A 20,159-nucleotide genomic window follows, 5' to 3' on the forward strand; every position below is an offset into this window, starting at 1 on the left:
GCAGGCTCAGTGCAGGAAGCCGGCCAGCTTGGCCTCGATGTTGCGCGGGTTCTCGCCCTGCGCGATGGCGATCAGGCCCTCGATGATCATTTCCTGCTCGCGGCTGCGGCCGCCGATCACGCTCTTGAGTTTGCTGGCGATGGGCAGGAAGAACAGGTTGGCCGAGGCGATGCCGTAGATGGTCGCGGTGAACGCCGCGGCGATGCCGTGGCCCAGCTTGCTGGGGTCGGCCAGGTTCTTCATCACCGCGATCAGGCCGAACACGGCGCCGATGATGCCCAGCGTGGGCGCGTAGACGCCCATCGCCTCGAACACCTTGGCGGCAGCCAGGTCTTGGTGTTCCTGGCCGTTGAGGTCGATTTCCATCATGTGGCGGATCGATTCCGGCTCCACGCCGTCGACCAGCATCTGCAGGCCTTTCTTCAGGAACGGATCGTCGAGCTGGTTCACCACCGGCTCGAGCCCCAGCAGTCCCTGCTTGCGGGCGATGTTGCTCCATTCGACGATCTGCGCGACCAGCGCGTCGCCTTCGGTGCCGGGCGGACGGATGATCCAGCGCACGATCGCCAGGGCGCGCTTGAACACCGGCGGCGGCGTATGCACCAGGATCGCGGCGATGGTGCCGAGGATGACGATGACGAACGCGGCCGACGACCACAGCGACGACAGGCCTGCGCCCTTGAGGATGCTGCCACCCACCAGGGCGACCAGCGCCAGCAGAAGTCCGATGAGGCTGAAGATGTCCATGGTCTGATCTATCGGCCCCGTTCAGGTGGACTTGAGGTGCGCTTCCTGCAGGAGCGATGTAAGTCGCGACCGGGGTCACACCCGGTTCGTGGTTGCTGTTGTGGGGCGATGGCGGCTTTTGTAGGAGCGACGTAAGTCGCGACCGTGATGACGAGTGCGTCCGGCTGCCGCGTTGCGCACGGCGTGCGGTCGCGACTTACGTCGCTCCTACAGGAAACCAACCGCACACCGCGTCACGCCGTCGCGCGCAGTCCGTCGACGTCGAGGATCAGCGCCATGCGGCCATCACCGATCAGGGTGGCGCCGGCGTAGCCGGTCAGGCCGCGCACGGCACGCGGCAGGGGTTTGATGACGACTTCCTCGCGGCCACGCACCTGGTCGACGATCAGGCCGAAGCGCTGTTCGCCCATCTGCAGCACCACGATGGTGAGCAGCGGCGCCATCACCGGATCCACGCGCAGCCACTGCCGCAGGTCGACCAGGGGCAGGGTGTGGGTCTGGCGGTCCAGCACGGCCTGGCCGTCGAACCAGCGCAGGCTTTCCGACGGCGCATGCAGCACTTCCATGACGCGCGCCAGCGGCAGTGCGTAGACAGGATCGCCGGCCTGCACCAGCAGCGTGGGCAGGATGGCCAGCGTCAACGGCACGCGGATGACGAAGCGGCTGCCGCGGCCCACGTCGGAATGGATGGTGATCTGGCCACTGAGTTCGCGGATGCGCGACTGCACCACGTCCATGCCGACGCCGCGGCCGGAGATGTCGGTGACCACGGCCTTGGTGGAGAAGCCGGCCATGAAGACCAGCTGCAGGCACTCGTCGTGGGTCAGACGGGCGGCCGCCTCCGGATCGATCAGCCCCTTCTCCAGCGCCTTCGCGCGCAGGCGCTCGGGATCGATGCCGGCGCCGTCGTCGCGGATCTCGATGGTGACGAAGTCGCCTTCCTGTTGCGCCGACAGGCGCACATGGCCGGCGCGCGGCTTGCTGCAGGCTTCGCGCAGCGAGGGCACTTCGATGCCGTGGTCGATGGCGTTGCGCACCAGGTGCACCAGCGGATCGGCGAGCGCCTCCACCAGGTTGCGGTCGAGCTCGGTGTCGGCGCCGACCAGCTCCAGGTCGACTTCCTTCTGCAACTGGCGGGCGACATCGCGCGCCACCTTGGGGAAGCGCGAGAACACCTTGCCGACCGGCTGCATGCGCGTGCGCATGACGGCGGTCTGCAGGCGCGCGGTGGCGATATCCAGGCTGCTGACGGCGCGGTCGAGCTCCTCGTCGCGGATGCGGGCACGCAGCGTCTTCAGGCGGTTGCGCGACAGCACCAGCTCGCCGACCAGGTTGACGATGGCATCCAGCCGCTTGGTATCCACGCGGATGGTCTGTTCGGCCTCGCCGCCGGCCTTTGCGGCCGGCTTGGGTGCCGTGGGTTTCGCCGGCGTCGGGGCGGCCGCGACGGGGGCGGGGGGCGCAACGCTGGTCGGTGCGCCGCCGCCATGCAACTGGTCGAGCAGGGCCTCGAATTCGTCGTCGCCGATCAGGTCGCCGCCGGCCTGCGCTGCCGGTGCGGCTGCCGCGACAGGTTTCTGCGCCGGCGTGGGGGCGCTGCCGTGCACGTCGAACTGCTCGATCAGCGTCTGCGGCGCGTGCGGCGGTTCCTCGCCGGCGCCGACGGCGTCCAGCATCTGTTGCAGCCAGTCCAGCGATTGCTGGGCGGCGTCGAAGTGTTGTGCTTCCAGTGTCGCCTGGCCCGCGCGCACCAGCCCGAGCGTCTCCTCGGCCGCGTGGCAGAGATTGACCATCGCCTGGATGCCGAGGAAGCCGGCGCCACCCTTCAGCGTGTGGAAGCCGCGGAACACCGCATTGAGCTGGCCGCTGTCGGACGGGTCGTGCTCCAGCGTCACCAGCTGTTCGCCCAGCCGGTCGAGGATCTCCTGTGCTTCGATCAGGAAGTCGGCGGCGATTTCAGGGGTGACGGCAGACATGGGAGGACGGGGTACCGTGGCAGGCGATCAGCGGGAGGGATCGGGCAGGTGCATCGCGTGGGCGTGGCGGCGGCGCAGAAGGCGCCCGACCACGACATCGCACACCAGCAGCAATCCCACGAACAGCAGGACGACGGGATGGCGGGAACGGCGGGCGGAAGCAGCGTGCATGGCAGGTCTCCGGTTCCGCAGCGCACGTCCCCCGGGGCTACAACCCCAGGCCGGACAGCAGGTCGTCGGCGTCGTCCTGCGAAAACGCGTTGCGGTCAAGACCAGCAACGGCCGGGCCGGCGAGTTCTGAACCCTTCTCCTGCTTTTTTTCAGGCGGAGGCAGGCCGAGCGCGCCGAAACCCTCGTGTACGCGGCGCACGATGCCGGCCACGCGACGGATGATCTGGCCGGTGAGGTCCTGGTAGCTCTGCGCCAGCGCCATCTCGGACAGGCCCTTGCCGATGCGCTCCACCAGCGCCGCCTGTTCGGCGGACAGCGCGGTGGCCTTCAGTTCGGTCGCGTAGCCGCGGCACTGCTCGGCCAGGTCGAGGGTCTTGTGGCTGGCCTGTTCGGTCATCTCGACCACGTGGTCCAGGCGCGAGCAGGCGTCGTCGAGTTCGCCGGCATCGGTCGGGGGCAGTTCGCCCAGCGTCTGCGCGAGCTCGCGCGCCAGGCGTCCGAGACCTTGCATCATCGGCTGCGTGCGCCAGGCGGCGATCGCATCCAGTTCCCGGCGCCAACCGGCTTCGTCGCCCTGTTCCAGCGCATCGAGCGCGTGCTGCAGTTTTTCCACCAGCGCCGCGCGCGCACCGGTGGCATCGGCGACGGCGTTCATCAGGCGGCGGCTCCCAGGCGTTCGAAGATCTTACCCAGCTTCTCTTCCAGCGTCTGTGCGGTGAACGGCTTGATGATGTAGCCGTTCACGCCGTTCTGCGCGGCCTCGATGATCTGTTCCCGCTTGGCTTCGGCGGTCACCATCAGCACCGGCAGCGTCTTGAAGCGGTCGTCGGCGCGGATGGCCTTCAGCAGTTCGATGCCGGTCATGCCCGGCATGTTCCAGTCGGTGACCACGAAATCGAAGCTGCCCTGGCCCAGCGCGGTCAGCGCGGTGGTGCCGTCGTCGGCCTCGGCGGTGTTGGTGTAGCCGAGGTCGTTGAGCAGGTTCTTGATGATGCGGCGCATGGTGGAGAAGTCGTCCACGATGAGGATGCGCATGTTCTTGTTGGCGGTCACATCGAACTCCGGTAAAGCGTGCCCGGCGAGGGGCAACGGCAAGGCAGGGGCTGCACGCGGCGGCCTACCGGGGCTTTATCGGCAGGCTGCGGGGATTCTTCAGTCTTGGTCTTCCAGGCCGGCATCGGCCTTCTCGAACACCTGCAGGCGACCGCGCAGGCGCACCATCGCCTGGCCGTGGATCTGGCAGACGCGGGACTCGCTGACGCCCAGCACCGCGCCGATTTCCTTCAGGTTGAGCTCCTGCTCGTAGTACATCGACAGCACCAGCTGCTCGCGTTCGGGCAACTGACCGATGCACTTCACCAACTGCTGGCGGAACTCGCTGCGTTCCAGGTTCTGCTGCGGCGACGGGCCGCCGGTGCGCGTGGTGTTCGGTTCGCCGTGGTCGTCGATGTGCGACTCCAGGCTCAGCACCTGGCCGCGCGCGGCGTCTTCCATCAGCCGCAGGTATTCCGGCAGCGGCATCTCCATGGCACTGGCCACTTCGGTGGCGATGGCGGCGCGGCCGGTGCGCTGCTCGATCTCCCGCACGGTGGCGGCGGCCTGGCGGGCGCGGCGGTGCACCGAGCGCGGCACCCAGTCGCCACGACGGATCTCGTCGATCATCGAGCCGCGGATGCGGATGGAGGCGTAGGTTTCGAACGAAGCGCCCTGTTCGGCGTCGTAGCTGCGCGAGGCTTCCAGCAGGCCGATCATGCCGGCCTGGATCAGGTCGTCGATCTCCACGCTGGCCGGCAGGCGCGCCGCCAGGTGATGGGCGATGCGGCGCACCAGGTCGGCGTGCTGGGTGACGAAGTCGTTCGCGCTGCTGCGTTGCACGGCGCGGTACTGGGCGGCGGCGGTGTTCATGCGGCCACCCCGCGCTGGATCAGGCGTTCGACGAAGAACTCGACGTTGCCGCGTGCGCCGACCGGCGGCTGCCAGCGGGCGGTGGTACGCGCGATGTCGGTGATGGCGCGGGCCGACGGGCTGCCCGGGTAGGCCTTCACGACGGGCTGCTGGCGCTGCACGGCGCGGCGCAGCCAGTCGTCCTGCGGCACGGCGCCCAGGTAGTGCAGGGCGACGTCGCCGAGGAAGCGTTCGCAGACGCGGGCGAGCTTCTCATACAGCTTCCGGCCTTCGTTGGGGTCGCGGACCATGTTGGCGATGACGTGTACGCGGTCCAGGCCGCGCTCGCGCGCCAGCACCTTGATCAGCGCGTAGGCGTCGGTGATCGAGGCCGGCTCGTCGCAGACCACCACCACGGTGTCCTGTGCGGCCTGGCAGAACGTCAGCACGCTGTCGCTGATGCCGGCGGCGGTATCCACCACCATGAAGTCGAGCGCGCGCTGAAGTTCGGAGAACACGTTGACCAGGCCGACATGCTCGGCCGGCGTGAGTTCGGCCATGTGGCGGAAACCCGACGAAGCCGGCACCACCAGCACGCCCTCGGGGCCTTCCAGCAGCACGTCCTCGAGTCCGCAGCGGCCGGCGATCAGGTCGGCCAGGGTGAACTTCGGCGACAGGCCGAGCAGCACGTCGACGTTGGCCAGGCCCAGGTCGGCGTCCATCAGCAATGTGCGCTTGCCCATTTCGGCCAGCGACACGGCGAGGTTGACCGACACGTTGGTCTTGCCCACGCCGCCCTTGCCGCCGGTGACGGCGACGACACGCACGGGATGGAACGCGCCGGGCAACGGCGGGGTGCTGCGGGGGTTGGTCTGCAGCGGGTGATCAGGCGACATGGGTGGCCTCGGTCGAGCAGGGTTCGTCGGCTTCGCGGCGCAGCTGGTCCAGCCGCAGCACGAGGTGGGCGCTGTTGGCGCGGTGGAGGTCGTCGGGGACGCGCTGGCCGTCGGTCACCCAGGTCATCGGGAGCTGGTGGTCGACCACCACGCTCAGCGCGCTGCCCAGGCGGCCGGTCTCGTCCAGCTTGGTCAGCACCACGCCTTGCGGCTGCACGGTGCTAAAGCGGCGGACCACTTCGTCCAGGTCGGAGAAATGGGAGTTGGCCGGCAGGCACAGCAGCGTCTTCACCTGGCCCGAGGCGCGCAGCCAGTTGAGCTGGCCGACCAGGTTGCGGTCGCGCTGGCCCAGGCCGGCGGTGTCGATCAGCACCAGCTTGTAGTCGCGCAGACGCTCCAGCACCAGCGCCAGGGTCTGCGCGCTGTCGGCCTCGTGCACGGCGATGCCGAGCTGGCGGCCGTAGCCGTGCAGCTGTTCGCGGCCGCCGACGCGCACGGTGTCGGTGGTGACCAGCGCCACGTCGCGGGCGTTGTGGCGCTGCGCGAAGCAGGCCGCCAGCTTGGCGATGGTGGTGGTCTTGCCGGCGCCGGTCGGGCCGACCAGGGCGATGACGCCGCCGGTGTCGAGCAGGTCGGTGTCGAGCACCGGCAGCTTCTTCGACAGCAGGCCCAGCATCAGGCCGCGCCCGCGATGCAGTTCGGTGTCGGCGGGAATCTGCAGGGCGATGTCGCGGGTGATGCCGGCGTCAAAGCCGTAGTCTTCCATCAGCTCCATCGCCTGCATGCGCACCGGCGAGCCGCGCAGCCGCTCATCGGTGAGGCGGTGCATCTCGCGCTCGATCATCTCGCGCATGGCGGACAGTTCGCCGCGCATCTGCACCAGCTGCTCGTCGCTCTCTCGCGCTTCCGCGGCGTTGTCGGTGACGACCGTCAGCGTCGGCACGGTGATGGCGGCCGGCATCGGGGCCGGTGCGGCGGCGGTCACGCGGGTGGCGTGCAGTGCGGCGACCGGTGCCGGTTCGGGTTCCGGCAGCGACAGCGGCGGGGCAATCGAAGGCAGCAGGGCGTCCAGGTCGAGCGTCTCGTCGATCTCGGCGCGGTGCGAGGCCGGTCGGCGCGGGATCGCGGCCGGCTCGATCCTGGCGACCGGTTCGTTGGCGGGCGCGGCCGGCAGGCAGGCGGCCAGCTTGGCCGCGAAGGATTCGGGTTCGATCAGTTGCGGTGCGATGTCACGGATGACCGGCGCCGGGATCTCGTCGTGGATCGGCGCGGGCGTGACAACCACCGGTGCGCGCGGAGGTGCGATCGGCGCGGCAGGTGCGATCGGGGCGGGCGCCGGCTTTGCGGCCTCGGCGCGCGGGGCGGCGGGAGCGGCCGGCTGGCGACGGGCGAAGTAGCTGGCCGCTGCTTCGGCCGGCGACAGCGCCGGGGCGTTGGCGGCCGGTGCCTGCGGCGCCGGGTCGAGCAGCGGATGCAGCGGCGCGGCGGGCGCGGCCGGGCGCATCGCGTCCAGCGTGCGCTGCACCAGCGCTTCGTCATAGTTGCTGGCGGCGACGATCTCGACACCATCCTCGGTGACCCGGTTGGACAGGATCACCGCGTCCGGGCCGTGTTCCTGCCGGACCATCGCGAAGGCGGTGCGCATGTCGGGGGCGACGAAGCGTTTGATTTTCATGGCGTGCTATCCGGTTCCAGGTCGCGTCGGGTTCTGCTGCTCCGGGTATCAGCTGATCGTGCCGACCAGCTTCAACCGCTTGTCCTCGGGAACCTCGCTGTAGGCCAGCACCGACAGCGAGGGGACGCTGTGGCGGACCAGGCGGGCGAGGGCGGCGCGGACCGTTCCCGGTACCAGCACCACCGCAGGCTCGCTGCGGGCTTCCTGCTTGGTCACCACATCGGCGAGGCTCTGGTGCAGGCGTTCCGCCAGTCCCGGTTCCAGCGCCGCGCCGGTTCCCTGGGTACTGTCCTGCAAGACGCGTTCCAGATTCGGCGCCAAGGTATAGACGGGCAGTTCCGGCGCCATCCCGGAGATCTCCTGCACGATGAAACGGCCCAGCGAGGTACGTACGGCGGCCGTGAGCGCGGCCGGATCGGTGTTCTGCGGGGCGAACTCGACCAGTGCCTCGGCGATGCGGCGCAGCTGGCGGATCGGCACGCGCTCGATCAGCAGGTTCTGCAGCACGCGCACCACGGTGGCCAGCGGCAGCGCCTTCGGGGTGAGGTCCTCGACCAGCTTCGGCGCGCTGCGGCCCAACTGCGCCAGCAGCTGCTGGACTTCTTCGTGGCCGAGCAGTTCCGGCGCGTGTTCGCGTACCAGGTGGGAAAGATGGGTGGCCATGACGGTGGCCGGATCGACCACGGTATAGCCCAGCGATTCGGCGGTGGCCTTCTGGTGCGACTGGATCCACACCGCATCCAGGCCGAAGGCCGGATCCTTGCCCGGAATACCATCGATGGCACCGAACGCGCCGCCCGGGTCGAGCGCCAGCTCGCGGTCGGGATGGATCTCCGCCGACGCCACCGGCACGCCATGCACCAGCAGGCGATAACCGTTGGACGGCAGTTCCAGGTTGTCGCGGATATGCACCGGCGGCACCAGGAAGCCGAGGTCCTGGGTCAGCTTGCGGCGTACGGCCTTGATGCGCGACATCAGCTCGCCGCCCTGGTTCTTGTCGACCAGCGGGATCAGCCGGTAGCCCACTTCCAAGCCGAGCGGATCGACCGGGCGCAGCTCGTCCCAGGTCAGTTCGGCATTGCGGTCGGGCGCACCCGGGCCGGGCAGGGCGGGCACGTCGCCGGCTGCGGCCTCGGGTCCTTCCTGGGTCCGCTTCCACATCTTCCATGCCAGGTAGCCGATGCCGGCCGCCAGCGTCAAAAAGGCGACGTTGGGCATGCCGGGCACCAGGCCGACCAGGCCGAGCACGCCGGCGGCCACCGCCAGTGCCTTGTGCTGGCCGAAGGCCTGGCCCATCACGGCCTTGCCCATGTCCTCCGAGCGCGAGGCTCGGGTGACCAGCATCGCCACCGCCGACGAGACCAGCAGCGCGGGCAGCTGGGCGACCAGACCGTCGCCGATCGACAGCAGGGTGTAGGTCGAGGCCGCTTCGGCGGCCGGCATGCCGTGCTGGAGCATGCCCACGGCGAAACCGCCGATGAGGTTGATGAACAGGATCAGGATGCCGGCGATGGCGTCGCCGCGGATGAACTTGTTGGCACCGTCCATCGAGCCGTAGAAGTCGGCTTCCGCACGCACTTCCTCGCGGCGGGCCTTGGCTTCCTCGCGGGTCAGCACGCCGGCGTTGAGGTCGGCGTCGATGGCCATCTGCTTGCCGGGCATCGCGTCCAGGATGAAGCGCGCCGACACCTCGGCGATGCGGCCTGCGCCCTTGGTGATGACCACGAAGTTGATGATGGTCAGGATGGCGAACACCACGATGCCGACGGCGTAGTTGCCGCCCACCACGAACTCGCCGAACGCCGCGATGACCTTGCCGGCCGCGTCATGGCCGTTCTGGCCGTTGAGCAGGATTACGCGGGTGGAGGCCACGTTCAGCGCCAGGCGCAGCATCGTGGTCATCAGCAGGATGATCGGGAAGATGGTGAAGTCCAGCGGCCGCTTCACGTAGATCACCGCCAGCAGCACCACCAGCGAAATGGCGATGTTGAAGCTGAAAAGCGCGTCCAGCACCGGCGGCGCTAGCGGCACCACGATCATGGCCAGCAGCGCCAGCACGACCAGCGGCGCGCCCAGGCCGTTCTTCAGCATGTCCATCCAGCGCAGGCCGCCGGCCGGTTGCGCGCTCATGCCTTGCCTCCGTGCTCGTCGATGTCGACGGCGGGCAGGTCGGGCAGCGCGGCTTCGCCCACGCGCCAGGCGCGCAGTTGATAGACGTAGGAGAGGATCTGGGCGACGGCGGCGTACATTCTCACGGGGATTTCCCGGCCAAGCTGACCTTCGCGATACAAGGCGCGTGCCAAAGGCGGCGCCGACACGATGGCGATGCGGTGGGCGTCAGCGACTTCGCGGATGCGCATGGCCAGTTCGTCCACGCCCTTGGCGACCACCGTGGGAGCGCCCATCTGGCCGGCCTGGTACTTCAGGGCCACCGCGTAGTGGGTCGGGTTGACCACGATCACGTCGGCCTTGGGCACGTCTTCCATCATCCGGCGCTGCGACATCTGGTGCTGCATCTGGCGGATGCGGCCCTTCACTTCCGGGCTGCCCTCGCTTTCCTTCATCTCCTTGCGCAGCTCTTCGCGGGTCATCTTCAGCTTCCGCAGCCAGTTCCACTTCTGGTACGGGGCATCGATGGCGGCCAGCAGGATCAGCCCGCCGGTGGTGGCCAGCAGCAGCGTGCTGGTGAACTTCAGGCCGCTGCGCACCGCCTGCTCCAGCGGCATGGTCAGCAGTTCGCGCAGGGGGTTCAGGCCCATCTTCAGGCAGATCGCCGCCGCACCACCGATCAGGGCCACGCGGAGCAAGGACTTCAGCAGTTCGGCCACGCTCTCCGCGCCATACAGGCGCTTGAGGCCGCTGGCAGGGTTGAGCCGCTTGAAGTCGGGCATCAGCGACTTCTGCGAAAAGCGCAGGCCGCTCATCGCCACCGGTGCGGCCAGGCCCGCCAGCACGCAGATGGCCGCGACCGGCGCGATCGCGACCAGCAGCTTCAGCATCATCAGGCCGACGTAGCCGAACAGCTGGTCCGGCTGGCGCATCAGCATCGGGTCGGGGGTCAGGGCGATCTTCATCCAGCCCAGCGCGTTGCGCGCCAGTCCGGGGCCCATCGCGATGATCGCCAGCACGCCCGCACCGAACACCGCCGCCGTCGCCAGCTCGCGCGAACGCGGGATGTTGCCCTGCTCACGGGCTTCGCGAAGCCGTTTCTCGGTGGGTAATTCAGTGCGTTCGCCGCTTTCGTCCTGCTCAGACATGGCGTGTTTCCGACGGGGTCGGGAGCCTGTCGTGCAAGAGCTGTTCCAGTCGGGGACAGGAACCCGGCGTGGAATTGTCTAACGCGAGACCGGGCGGCTAGCATGTCGCTCCGATGCTCCGTTTCCTGCGCCACCGCCGTTTCTTCCTGCTGCGCCTGCCGGCGCTGGCGGTGTTGCTGCTGGCGGTGCTGGCGAACCCGGTCTTCGCCTCGCTCGGCGACCTGCATGAGCTGGGCAGTGGGAGCGAGCACCTGCATGCGGTCAGCGATCATGACGCGACCGGCAGCGGTCACGAGCACGCCGATGGCGACGCAGGCGAGGGCGACCTGCTGCATGCGCTGATGCATGCCAGTCACTGCTGCGGCCACCTGACCGCCATCGTCCCCTCGCCGCTGCTGCTGCAGGGCATGCTGTTGCCGTCCGTGGCCCTGGCGGCCGACGCGGTCCCGTTGCCGACCGCGCGTCCCGCATCCTTGCTGCGCCCTCCGATCCTCGCGTGATGGCCTTGCCGGGCTGACGTCCTGTCGCCCGCGTTCCCTCACCGACGTTCCGGAGACTTCCCATGTGGTTGCGACTGGCGGCATTGGCCGCCTTCGCGATCGCGCCGTGCGTGCACGCACAGGCGCCATCGCCTGCTGTTCCCCCTGACACCCTGACGCTGGACGACGCCATGGCGCGCGTCGCCCGCGCCCATCCCGACCTGCGCCTGTTCGGTGCCCGCACCGAAACCCTGCTGGCCGAGCGCGAGGTCGCGCTGCTGCGGCCCGCATTGCGCGCCGGGCTCGATATCGAGAACGTGCTCGGCACGGGCGACGCCAGCGGCTTCGGCCAGGCCGAAGCCACGCTGACGCTGGCCGGCGTACTCGAGCGCGGTGGCAAGCTCGATGCCCGCCGCACGCTGACCCAGGCCCGCATCGATGCCCTGGCGATGCAGCGGGAAACGCAGCGCCTCGACCTGCTGGCCGATGTCGCCCGCCGCTACCTGGCGGTCGCCGGCGCACGGGCGCAACGGGCCATCGCCGCGCAGGACATCGCGCAACGCCGACGTACCGTTGCCGGCGCCCGTCAGCGGCTGCAGGCAGGCGCCTCGCCCGAATCGGTCGTATTGACCGCACAGGCGGCGCTGGCGCGTGCCGAACTGGCGCTGGTGCGTGCCGACCAGCAGCAGGCCGCCGCACGCCAGCATCTGGCTGCACTGTGGGGTGAGCGCGCGCCGCGCTTCGAGGTGGTCGCCGGTGATCCGCTGGCGCTGCCTGCGATCGACGACATCGACGTCCTGGCATCCCTGCTGGACGGCACGCCGGAGCTGGCCCAGTTCGCCGACGAGCGCCGGATCCGCGAAGCGCGGGTGCGTCTTGCGCGCACGGCATCGACGCCCGATCTCGACTGGCAGGTCGGCGTGCGTCGGATGCAGGACAGTGGTGATACCGCGCTGGTCGGTGGCGTATCGCTGGCATTGGGGGGCGCGCGCCGCGCCGCGCCCGAGATCCGCGCGGCCGAAGCGGACCTGGCGGCATTGGAGATCGAGCGCGAATCGCGCGACACCGCGCTGTACTCCACGCTGACCGACGCGCACGGCCGCTACCGCGTGGCGCAGGTCGACGTGCAGCGCACACGCGACGACGTGCTGCCGCGCCTGCTGCGTGCCGAACAGGCCGCCGAGCGTGCCTACCGCGGCGGTGCCATCAGCTACCTGGAATGGGCACAGCTGCAGTCGGAAACCACGGCGACGCGTCGCCAGCAACTGGACGCCGCGCTCGATGCGCAGGCGGCCCTCATCGAGATCCAGCGGCTCACCGGGCAGGCGTTCGTCGCCGCGCCGGCCGCTCCAGAAGAAGGAACGACCCCATGACCTTGCGTCCCCTGATGAGCGCGCTGGCGCTTTCGCTGATGCTGGCCGCGTGCGGCGGCGGGAATGGCGATCACGCCGACGACCACGGCAGCGAGGCCGGCCATGGCCATGACGAAGCCGGCGGCCACGGCGAAGAAGAAGCGGCGCGAGGCGAACATGGTGGCCGGCTGCTGGAGCAGGACGGCTATCGTGTCGAACTCGCGATTGCCGAGTCCGGCACGCCGCCCACCTACCAGGCCTGGCTGTATCGCGACGGCGAACCGCTGCCGGCGACGGCGGGCAGCGTGGAGGTCCGCCTGGTCCGTCTGGGCGACGTGCGCGAGAACCACGTACTGCAGTCGCAAGCGGATGGCAGCCTGCTGGCGAAGAGCGTGGTCGGCGAACCGCATTCCTTCGACGTCGAAGTGCTGGCCAACGTCGAAGGCAAATCGCTGCGCTGGACCTATGACAGCTACGAAGGCCGTACGACCATCGGAGCGAAGATCGCCGGGGATTCCGGCATCCGTGTCGCACCGGTGCAGGCCGGCACGATCGCCGACGAGCACGAGGTGCAGGGTCTGCTGACGCCGGTCGAAGGTCGCGTCGCCAATGTCGCCGCGCGTTTCCCCGGTCCGATCCGCCGGCTTGCCGTCAACGTCGGCGATCGCGTGCGGGCAGGCCAGACGCTGGCGACGGTGGAAAGCAATCTCAGCCTGACCACCTACTCGGTTACCTCGCCGATCGGCGGCGTGGTGCTGGCGCGTAACGCCAGCGTCGGCAGCGTGGCCGGCGAGGGCATGACGCTGTTCGAGGTCGCCGATCTGTCCACACTATGGGTGGACCTGCACATCTTCGGCGCCGATGCGCAGCACATCGTGCCCGGCGTACCGGTCACCGTAACGCGACTGAGCGATGGCGCGACTGCGCAGACCAGGCTCGAAAGGGTACTGCCCGGCACAGCGACGGCCAGCCAGAGCACGGTGGCGCGCGCGACGCTGGAAAACAGCGATGGCTTGTGGCGTCCCGGTTCGGCGGTGAAGGCGCGCATCACCGTGGAGCAACAGCCGGCAGCGATGGTGGTGCCGCTTGCGGCGCTGCAGACCTTCCGCGACTGGGACGTGGTGTTCGTGCGAATCGGCGATACCTACGAGATCCGTCCGGTCGAGTTGGGCAAGCGCGACGCCCAGCAGGTCGAAGTGCTGTCCGGCCTGAAGGCCGGCGATCAGGTGGTGGTGGAGCAGAGCTACCTGGTGAAGGCCGACATCGAGAAATCGGGGGCCTCGCATGACCATTGAGCGAGGTACTCCCGAGCCACGCGGGATGCTGGAGCGCATCCTGCGCTTCACCATCGCGCAACGCTGGCTGATGCTGGCATTGACATTGGCGCTGGTGGCGGTCGGCGTGTGGAGCTTCGGCAAGCTGCCGATCGACGTCACCCCCGATATCACCAACGTGCAGGTGCAGGTCAACACCGAGGCGCCCGGTTACTCGCCGCTCGAGTCCGAACAGCGGGTGACGTTCACGTTGGAAACCGCGCTCGCCGGCCTGCCGGGACTGGACTACACGCGCTCGATCTCGCGCTACGGCCTGTCGCAGGTGACCGTGGTGTTCAAGGACGGCACCGACGTGTACTTCGCCCGCCAGCAGGTCGGCGAGCGCATCCAGCAGGTGAAGTCGCAGCTACCGGCCGGCCTGGAACCGGAGATGGGCCCCATCGCGACCGGCATGGGCGAGATCTTCATGTACACGGTGGAAGCCGATGCGAAGGCGCGCAAGGACGACGGTTCGCCCTATACCGCCACCGATCTGCGCACACTGCAGGACTGGGTGGTGCGGCCGCAGCTGCGCAACGTGCCCGGCGTGACCGAGGTGAACACCATCGGTGGGTTCGCGCGGCAGATCCACATCACCCCAGATCCGGCGCGGCTGGTGGCGCTGGGCTTCACCCTGCACGACGTGGTGCAGGCGGTCGCACGCAACAATCAGAACGTCGGCGCCGGCTACATCGAACGCAACGGCCAGCAGTTCCTGGTGCGCGCGCCCGGGCAGGTCGCGGATCTCGACGGCATCCGCGACATCGTGCTGGATCGCCGCGACGGCGTGCCGATCCGCGTGCGCGACGTGGCGCAGGTCGGCGAAGGGCCTGAGCTGCGCACCGGCGCGGCGACGCTGGACGGCAAGGAAGTCGTACTGGGCACCACCTTCATGCTGATCGGCGCCAACAGTCGTGAGGTTTCGCAGGCGGTGGCCGCGCGCCTGGTCGAGGCGAATCGCAGTCTGCCCAGTGGTGTCCGTACGGAGCCGATGTACGACCGCACGTCGCTGGTCGACCGCACCATCCGCACCGTGGCCAAGAACCTGGTCGAAGGCGCGATCCTGGTCGTCGTGGTGCTGTTCCTGCTGCTGGGCAACGTACGCGCAGCGCTGATCACGGCGGCGGTGATTCCGCTGTCGATGCTGTTCACGCTCACCGGCATGGTGCGTGGCGGCGTCTCGGGCAACCTGATGAGCCTGGGCGCGCTCGACTTCGGTCTGATCGTCGATGGCGCCGTCATCATCATCGAGAACTGCCTGCGCCGCTTCGGCGAATTGCAGCACAGGCTGGGACGCCTGTTGACGGACGAGGAGCGGCTGGACGCCACTGCGTCGGCGACGGCCGAGGTCATCCGGCCCAGCCTGTTCGGCCTCGGCATCATCACCGCCGTGTACCTGCCGATCTTCGCGCTCACCGGCGTGGAAGGAAAGATGTTCCATCCGATGGCGATCACCGTGGTGCTGGCGCTGAGCGGCGCGATGCTGCTGTCGTTGACCTTCGTGCCGGCGGCGATCGCGCTGTTCCTGCGCGGCCGCGTGCAGGAGAAGGAAACGCGGGTGATGGGCTGGGCGCGTCGCGCTTACGCGCCCGTGCTGGCCTGGGCATTGCGTGCGCGCCTCGTCGTGGCAGGAGGAGCATTCGCGCTGGTCGTGCTGTGCGGTCTGCTGGCCACGCGACTGGGCACCGAGTTCGTGCCCAGCCTGGACGAAGGCGACATCGCCCTGCACGCGATGCGTATCCCGGGCACCAGCCTGGACCAGGCGGTTCGCATGCAGTCCACGCTGGAGGAGCGCATCAAGCAGTTCCCCGAGGTGCACCGCGTGTTCGGCAAGCTGGGCACGGCGGAAGTGGCGACCGATCCGATGCCGCCATCCGTAGCGGATACCTTCGTCATGCTGAAGCCGCGCAACCAGTGGCCGGACCCGCGCAAGCCGAAGGCGACGCTGGTGGCCGAGATCGAGAAGGCGGTCGCCGAGATCCCCGGCAACAACTACGAGTTCACCCAGCCGATCCAGATGCGCATGAACGAGCTGATCTCCGGCGTGCGTGCCGACGTCGCGATCAAGCTCTACGGCGACGATCTCGGCACGCTGGTGGAGGTCGGTGAACGCATCGAAGCGGCCGCCAAGGCCGTGGACGGCGCGGCGGACGTGCGCATCGAACAGGCGACCGGCCTGCCGCTGCTCACCATCACGCCGGACCGCCAGGCCCTGATCCGCTACGGCCTGAATCCCGGCGACGTGCAGGACACGGTGGCGACCGCGGTCGGCGGTGAAGTCGCGGGGCAGCTGTTCGAGGGCGACCGCCGTTTCGACATCGTCGTGCGCCTGCCGGAAGCGATGCGGCAGGATCCCGCGGCGCTGCACGACCTGCCCATTCCGCTGGGCGGTGCCGGCAACGAGGACGAATCGATGCGCGGGGCGAGCTGGCGTTCGGGAACGCCCGGCACGGTGCCGCTGCGCGAGGTGGCGAAGATCGAGACCACGCTCGGGCCCAACCAGGTCAACCGCGAGAACGGCAAGCGTCGCGTGGTGGTGACGGCCAACGTGCGCGGCCGCGACCTGGGCGGCTTCGTCGACGACCTCCGCGAGCGCATCACTGCCGAGGTCACGCTGCCAGCCGGCTACTGGATCGACTACGGCGGCACGTTCGAGCAACTGATCTCGGCCAGCCAGCGCCTCGCGGTGGTAGTGCCGGCGACGCTGGTGGTGATCTTCGCGTTGCTGTTCTGGGCCTTCGGTTCGGCGAAGGACGCGACCATCGTGTTCACCGGCGTACCGCTGGCGCTGACCGGTGGCGTGGTCGCGCTGGCGTTGCGCGGCATTCCGTTGTCCATTTCCGCCGGCGTGGGTTTCATCGCGCTGTCGGGCGTCGCGGTACTCAACGGACTGGTGATGATCACCTTCATCCGCAAGCTGCGCGAGCAGGGCATGCCGCTGGATCAGGCGGTCGTCGACGGCGCGCTCGGTCGCCTGCGTCCGGTGCTGATGACGGCGCTGGTCGCCTCGCTGGGCTTCCTGCCGATGGCATTCAACGTCGGTGCCGGCTCGGAAGTGCAACGGCCGCTGGCGACCGTGGTGATCGGCGGCATCGTCTCGTCGACGCTGCTGACACTGGTGGTGCTGCCGGTGCTGTACCGGTGGTGGTGGGGTAGCCGCGAGAAGTGAATGATGGGGTGGGGAGTGAGCTCCGCTTCGCTCGTTCCTAGAACAGGTCGTCCGCGATCACGTAGCTGTCGCGGCCGGCCATCTTGGCGCGATACAACGCGGCATCGGCACGCGAGAACCAGTCGTGCCAGGTCTTCTCCTGTTCGCGCAGCAGGGCGGCGCCCAGCGAGATGGTGATGCGGCCGCCCGGTCCGCGCAGCGCGCCGCGTACCGCCTTGCGCAGCCGTTCGGTCGTGGCTTCGAGGGCTTCCGTGCTGTCCAGCTCGAGCAGGGCCACGAATTCTTCGCCGCCGAAGCGGAACACCTGGTCGTTGCGGCGCATCTCGAAACGCAGGATCGAGGCCAGGTCGGCGATGGCGGCATCGCCGGCCGCATGGCCGTACTGGTCGTTGACGTCCTTGAAATGGTCGAGGTCCAGCACGACCAGGCCGAAGCAGCACTCGCCGCGCTGGAAGCGATCGACCGCATCGCCCAGCGCACGTTCCATGCTGCGCCGGTTCGGCACACCGGTCAGTGCGTCGATCGCCGCCAGCCGCTCGAGTTGTGCGCGGTCGTCCTGCGTGCGCGAGGCGAAGATCAGCGAGAACCCGGTGATGAGCCCGGCACTGACGAACACGGACACCGCATGCACGCCGTCATGGAAGAACCCGGGGATCAGCTGCATGCCCACGATCAACGCCACGTTGCAGCCCACCGCCAGCCAACGGTGACCGATGAAGAAATTGGTCAGCAGCACCAGGTAGGTCCAGGTGAGCGCGGTGTGCCCCAGCATCAGGCAGGCGCCGAACGTCGCGCAGGAATTGAGCGCCGCCAGCACATTGCCGGCGCGCAGGCTGTCGCCCGTGCGCCAGGCGTGGATCACCGGCGCCGCGACCACCAGCACCACGGCGAAGTCGAACGCGGCCTGCGGCCAATGCCCCTGCCAGGCGCGGTACCCACCGAACGACGCGATCGTCACCGCCGTGATGGAGCCCAGCAGGACGATGATGTCCAGGCGGAAGTCGCGGCGTGTCGGCTTCATCGAGAGGGCCGGGTGCGGACGCTGAGGGTCGGAGGGTGGCGTGCTCAAAGGAATCGGGTAAGCGGACGGAACAGCGCCGCGAGGGCCCGCGCAGTGTAGGCCGTTGCGCGGAGTGGGGAGTGATGGAGATCACGCTTGCCGGACGGCGGGCGCGCGCGGCAATGCGTGCGCCGGGCGACGGTGTTGCATGTCAGCGGTGGACGCCGGCGATCCGCGCATTCCTTCGAATGCCGTCTTCGCGCGAAGGCATCGAAGACGGTGGTCGACAACGAAAACGGCCTCCCGAAGGAGGCCGTTCGTTTGCGGGTGCAAGCGCGCCGGGTGGGCGCCGCTTCAGGCCGACAACGCTTCCAGCGTCTTGAACACCTGCGGCACCGCCATCGCCGGCGTGCCGCCATTCACGGACACGGCACGCAGGCCATGCTGGTAGCTCTGCCAGATCATCTCGTCGGCATGCTGGATGTCCAGGCCGCGGAACTCGCCTGCGCCCATGCCACGGCTCAATTCCAGACGGACTGGTTCGCGCATCCGGCGCAGCGCGCCGTTCATCTCGGCCTCCACGGCGGGCGACCAGCGGGCCGACACGCTCCACAGTGCGGGGAAGGCGATGAAGTTGGCCGCGTCTTCGCGGGCCATCCAGAAATAGAAGTCGAGGATGCGCTGCGCGTGCGTCGATCCCTGCGGACGTTCCACCATCGGCGCCTTGCGCCCGGTGTAGTCACGGATGAGCAGCGTGGCGATGATGTCGGCCTTGGTCTCGAAGTGCAGGATGACGCCGCGCGCGCTGAGACCGGTTTCCTCGCCCAAGTCCATCAGCGTGGTCTGGTCGAATCCCTTGGTGAAGAAGAGCCGGCGTGCGGCGGCGAGCACGGCCTCCCGCGTTTCCTGGCTGGTGCGTCGCTTGTGGGTAGGGCTGTGGCTCACAGGCAATCTCCGTTTCGCGGGGGGAGCGCTGCCGCGTCGGGCCGGAGGGTCTCCAGTCCGTTCGCAGGCGTATGTTGCAGCTCCCTCGTCCCCATTCTGCACAAATTCATGCATTTAGTGGAACAGCCCGCGCAAACGCGATGTGAAACGAGGCGCCAGCATCCGCCAAACGTGCGTTCCGACACCTTTTCACATAAGTAACGCGCGTTTCGTCAGACAGTGATTTGCCGCGCCGCGTCAAACGAAAGGTCGAAGATGCGCTGCACCGGTGGTCCCAGTTCACCGGCCAGCAGCGCCAGCAGGAACAGGCCCAGCAGCAGGGCAGTGGGCAGGCCAAGTTGGATCGGATTGAGCGCGGGGGCGGCGCGGCCCAGCACGCCGAAGGCAAGGTTCACCGCCAGCATCGCCACCATCACCGGCAGGGCCAGCCCCACCGCGGCACGCAAAATGTGGGTGAACAGCATCGGCGCGACCTCCAGTACCTGTTGCACGTCGGGCAGCGCCGTGCCGATCGGCAACGAGCGGTAGCTGTCCACCAGCAGCGACACCAGCGCCAGATGACCGTTGACGGTGAAGAACAGCAGGCCGAAGGCGAGGTAGAACCACTGGCCGACGACGCCCGAATTCACGCCGCGCAACGGATCGGACATCTGCGCGAACGCCAGGCCGGTACCCTGCGAGATCAGTTCGCCCGCCATCGCACCGGCTTCGAAGGCGAGCCGCAGCATGAACCCCATGCAGGCGCCGACCGCGAGCTCGCGCGCCACGTTGAGCACGGTGCTGGCGTCGAAGGCGATGCGATCGGGCGTACCCGGCAGCAGCGGTGCCAGTGCCATCGCGAGCGCACCGGCGATGATGACCCGCACGCGCACCGAGACGGCGCGCGTGCCGATCAGCGGGGCCGCCATCAACAGCGCGCCGGTACGCAGCATCGTCCACAGGATGGCGTTGATCATGCCGAAGGCCTGCTGGCCGTCGATCACCATCTGGGTGGCGGCATCCATCGCGTCGTATCCGCTGCGTCAGCCGATCAGGTGAGGTAGCCGCTGGAACAGCGTGGTGGTGTATTCCACGAGCACGCCGAGCAGGTAGCTGCCGGTGGCGAACAGCGCGGCCGTCAGCGCGATGGCCTTGGCAACGAACGCGATGGTGGGTTCGTTGAGTTGTGTGGCGGCCTGGATCACGCCGATGACCACACCGACGACCAGCACGACCAGCAGCAGTGGACCCCCGACCCAGAGCGCGATCTCCAGGCCACCACGCAGCTCGGTGAGGGCGGTTTCGGGACTCATCTC

17 protein-coding genes and 1 pseudogene are annotated in these 20,159 nt (G+C 68.7%); 4 read left to right on the forward strand and 14 right to left on the reverse strand.

Annotated features, from left to right (window positions below; genetic code table 11):
• Window positions 1–6: 6 nt before the first annotated feature.
• The 10 genes and pseudogenes from IB230_RS00715 to flhB all read right to left on the reverse strand — a co-directional run bounded on the left by IB230_RS00715 (window position 7) and on the right by flhB (window position 10,606).
• Window positions 7–747, reverse strand: a complete 741-nt coding sequence (locus IB230_RS00715) for a flagellar motor protein (protein ID WP_192267778.1) — start codon at window positions 745–747, stop codon at window positions 7–9.
• A gap of 233 nt (window positions 748–980) precedes the next feature.
• Window positions 981–2,723 carry a chemotaxis protein CheA gene (locus tag IB230_RS00720; protein ID WP_192267780.1) on the reverse strand — a complete coding sequence of 581 codons (1,743 nt, stop codon included), beginning with the start codon at window positions 2,721–2,723 and terminating at the stop codon, window positions 981–983.
• Window positions 2,724–2,750: 27 nt separating this feature from the next.
• On the reverse strand, window positions 2,751–2,894 hold the full coding sequence (locus tag IB230_RS00725; RefSeq protein WP_192267782.1) for a hypothetical protein: 144 nt from the start codon (window positions 2,892–2,894) through the stop codon (window positions 2,751–2,753).
• A gap of 37 nt (window positions 2,895–2,931) precedes the next feature.
• Window positions 2,932–3,549, reverse strand: coding sequence for a protein phosphatase CheZ (locus IB230_RS00730; protein WP_192267784.1), 618 nt, complete (start codon window positions 3,547–3,549; stop codon window positions 2,932–2,934).
• Window positions 3,549–3,929, reverse strand: coding sequence for a chemotaxis response regulator CheY (locus IB230_RS00735; RefSeq protein ID WP_162338496.1), 381 nt, complete (start codon window positions 3,927–3,929; stop codon window positions 3,549–3,551). Before IB230_RS00735 ends, IB230_RS00730 begins: the two co-directional genes overlap by 1 nt.
• A gap of 117 nt (window positions 3,930–4,046) precedes the next feature.
• Window positions 4,047–4,799, reverse strand: coding sequence for an RNA polymerase sigma factor FliA (locus IB230_RS00740; RefSeq protein WP_192267786.1), 753 nt, complete (start codon window positions 4,797–4,799; stop codon window positions 4,047–4,049).
• Window positions 4,796–5,608 (reverse strand): annotated as a pseudogene (locus tag IB230_RS00745) (MinD/ParA family protein); the annotation flags it as partial. The pseudogene IB230_RS00745 and the gene IB230_RS00740, both read right to left, overlap by 4 nt.
• A gap of 55 nt (window positions 5,609–5,663) precedes the next feature.
• On the reverse strand, window positions 5,664–7,349 hold the full coding sequence (gene flhF / locus IB230_RS00750; RefSeq protein WP_192267788.1) for a flagellar biosynthesis protein FlhF: 1,686 nt from the start codon (window positions 7,347–7,349) through the stop codon (window positions 5,664–5,666).
• 48 nt (window positions 7,350–7,397) lie between these two features.
• Window positions 7,398–9,479 (reverse strand): flagellar biosynthesis protein FlhA, encoded by a 2,082-nt coding sequence (flhA, locus tag IB230_RS00755; RefSeq protein WP_192267790.1) that lies wholly within the window; start codon window positions 9,477–9,479, stop codon window positions 7,398–7,400.
• Window positions 9,476–10,606, reverse strand: coding sequence for a flagellar biosynthesis protein FlhB (gene flhB, locus IB230_RS00760; protein WP_192267792.1), 1,131 nt, complete (start codon window positions 10,604–10,606; stop codon window positions 9,476–9,478). Before flhB ends, flhA begins: the two co-directional genes overlap by 4 nt.
• Before the next feature lie 113 nt (window positions 10,607–10,719).
• On the opposite strand from flhB, the gene IB230_RS00765 reads away from it, so the two are divergent.
• The 4 genes from IB230_RS00765 (at window position 10,720) to IB230_RS00780 (ending at window position 16,919) form a co-directional block, all read left to right on the forward strand.
• A complete protein-coding gene (locus tag IB230_RS00765; RefSeq protein ID WP_192267794.1) occupies window positions 10,720–11,106 on the forward strand; it encodes a hypothetical protein in 387 nt (128 codons plus the stop codon).
• A gap of 62 nt (window positions 11,107–11,168) precedes the next feature.
• Window positions 11,169–12,458 (forward strand): TolC family protein, encoded by a 1,290-nt coding sequence (locus IB230_RS00770; RefSeq protein ID WP_192267797.1) that lies wholly within the window; start codon window positions 11,169–11,171, stop codon window positions 12,456–12,458.
• Window positions 12,455–13,732, forward strand: a complete 1,278-nt coding sequence (locus IB230_RS00775; RefSeq protein ID WP_192267799.1) for an efflux RND transporter periplasmic adaptor subunit — start codon at window positions 12,455–12,457, stop codon at window positions 13,730–13,732. The genes IB230_RS00770 and IB230_RS00775 overlap by 4 nt, the downstream gene beginning before the upstream one ends.
• A gap of 25 nt (window positions 13,733–13,757) precedes the next feature.
• On the forward strand, window positions 13,758–16,919 hold the full coding sequence (locus tag IB230_RS00780; RefSeq protein WP_192271182.1) for a CusA/CzcA family heavy metal efflux RND transporter: 3,162 nt from the start codon (window positions 13,758–13,760) through the stop codon (window positions 16,917–16,919).
• A gap of 37 nt (window positions 16,920–16,956) precedes the next feature.
• Here the strand turns inward: IB230_RS00780 and IB230_RS00785 are convergent, their stop codons facing one another.
• The 4 genes from IB230_RS00785 to IB230_RS00800 all read right to left on the reverse strand — a co-directional run bounded on the left by IB230_RS00785 (window position 16,957) and on the right by IB230_RS00800 (window position 20,156).
• Complete coding sequence (locus IB230_RS00785; RefSeq protein WP_192267801.1) at window positions 16,957–17,940, reverse strand: GGDEF domain-containing protein; 984 nt, start codon at window positions 17,938–17,940, stop codon at window positions 16,957–16,959.
• 333 nt (window positions 17,941–18,273) lie between these two features.
• On the reverse strand, window positions 18,274–18,864 hold the full coding sequence (locus IB230_RS00790) for a TetR/AcrR family transcriptional regulator (protein ID WP_192267803.1): 591 nt from the start codon (window positions 18,862–18,864) through the stop codon (window positions 18,274–18,276).
• Between the two features lie 212 nt (window positions 18,865–19,076).
• Complete coding sequence (gene fliR, locus IB230_RS00795) at window positions 19,077–19,868, reverse strand: flagellar biosynthetic protein FliR (RefSeq protein WP_192267805.1); 792 nt, start codon at window positions 19,866–19,868, stop codon at window positions 19,077–19,079.
• Window positions 19,869–19,886: 18 nt separating this feature from the next.
• Entirely contained in the window at window positions 19,887–20,156 is a 270-nt protein-coding gene (locus tag IB230_RS00800; protein ID WP_162338471.1) for a flagellar biosynthetic protein FliQ, read from the reverse strand.
• Window positions 20,157–20,159 lie beyond the last annotated feature (3 nt).

The sequence above is a fragment of the Pseudoxanthomonas sp. PXM01 genome (assembly GCF_014851815.1).
GTDB lineage: Bacteria > Pseudomonadota > Gammaproteobacteria > Xanthomonadales > Xanthomonadaceae > Pseudoxanthomonas_A.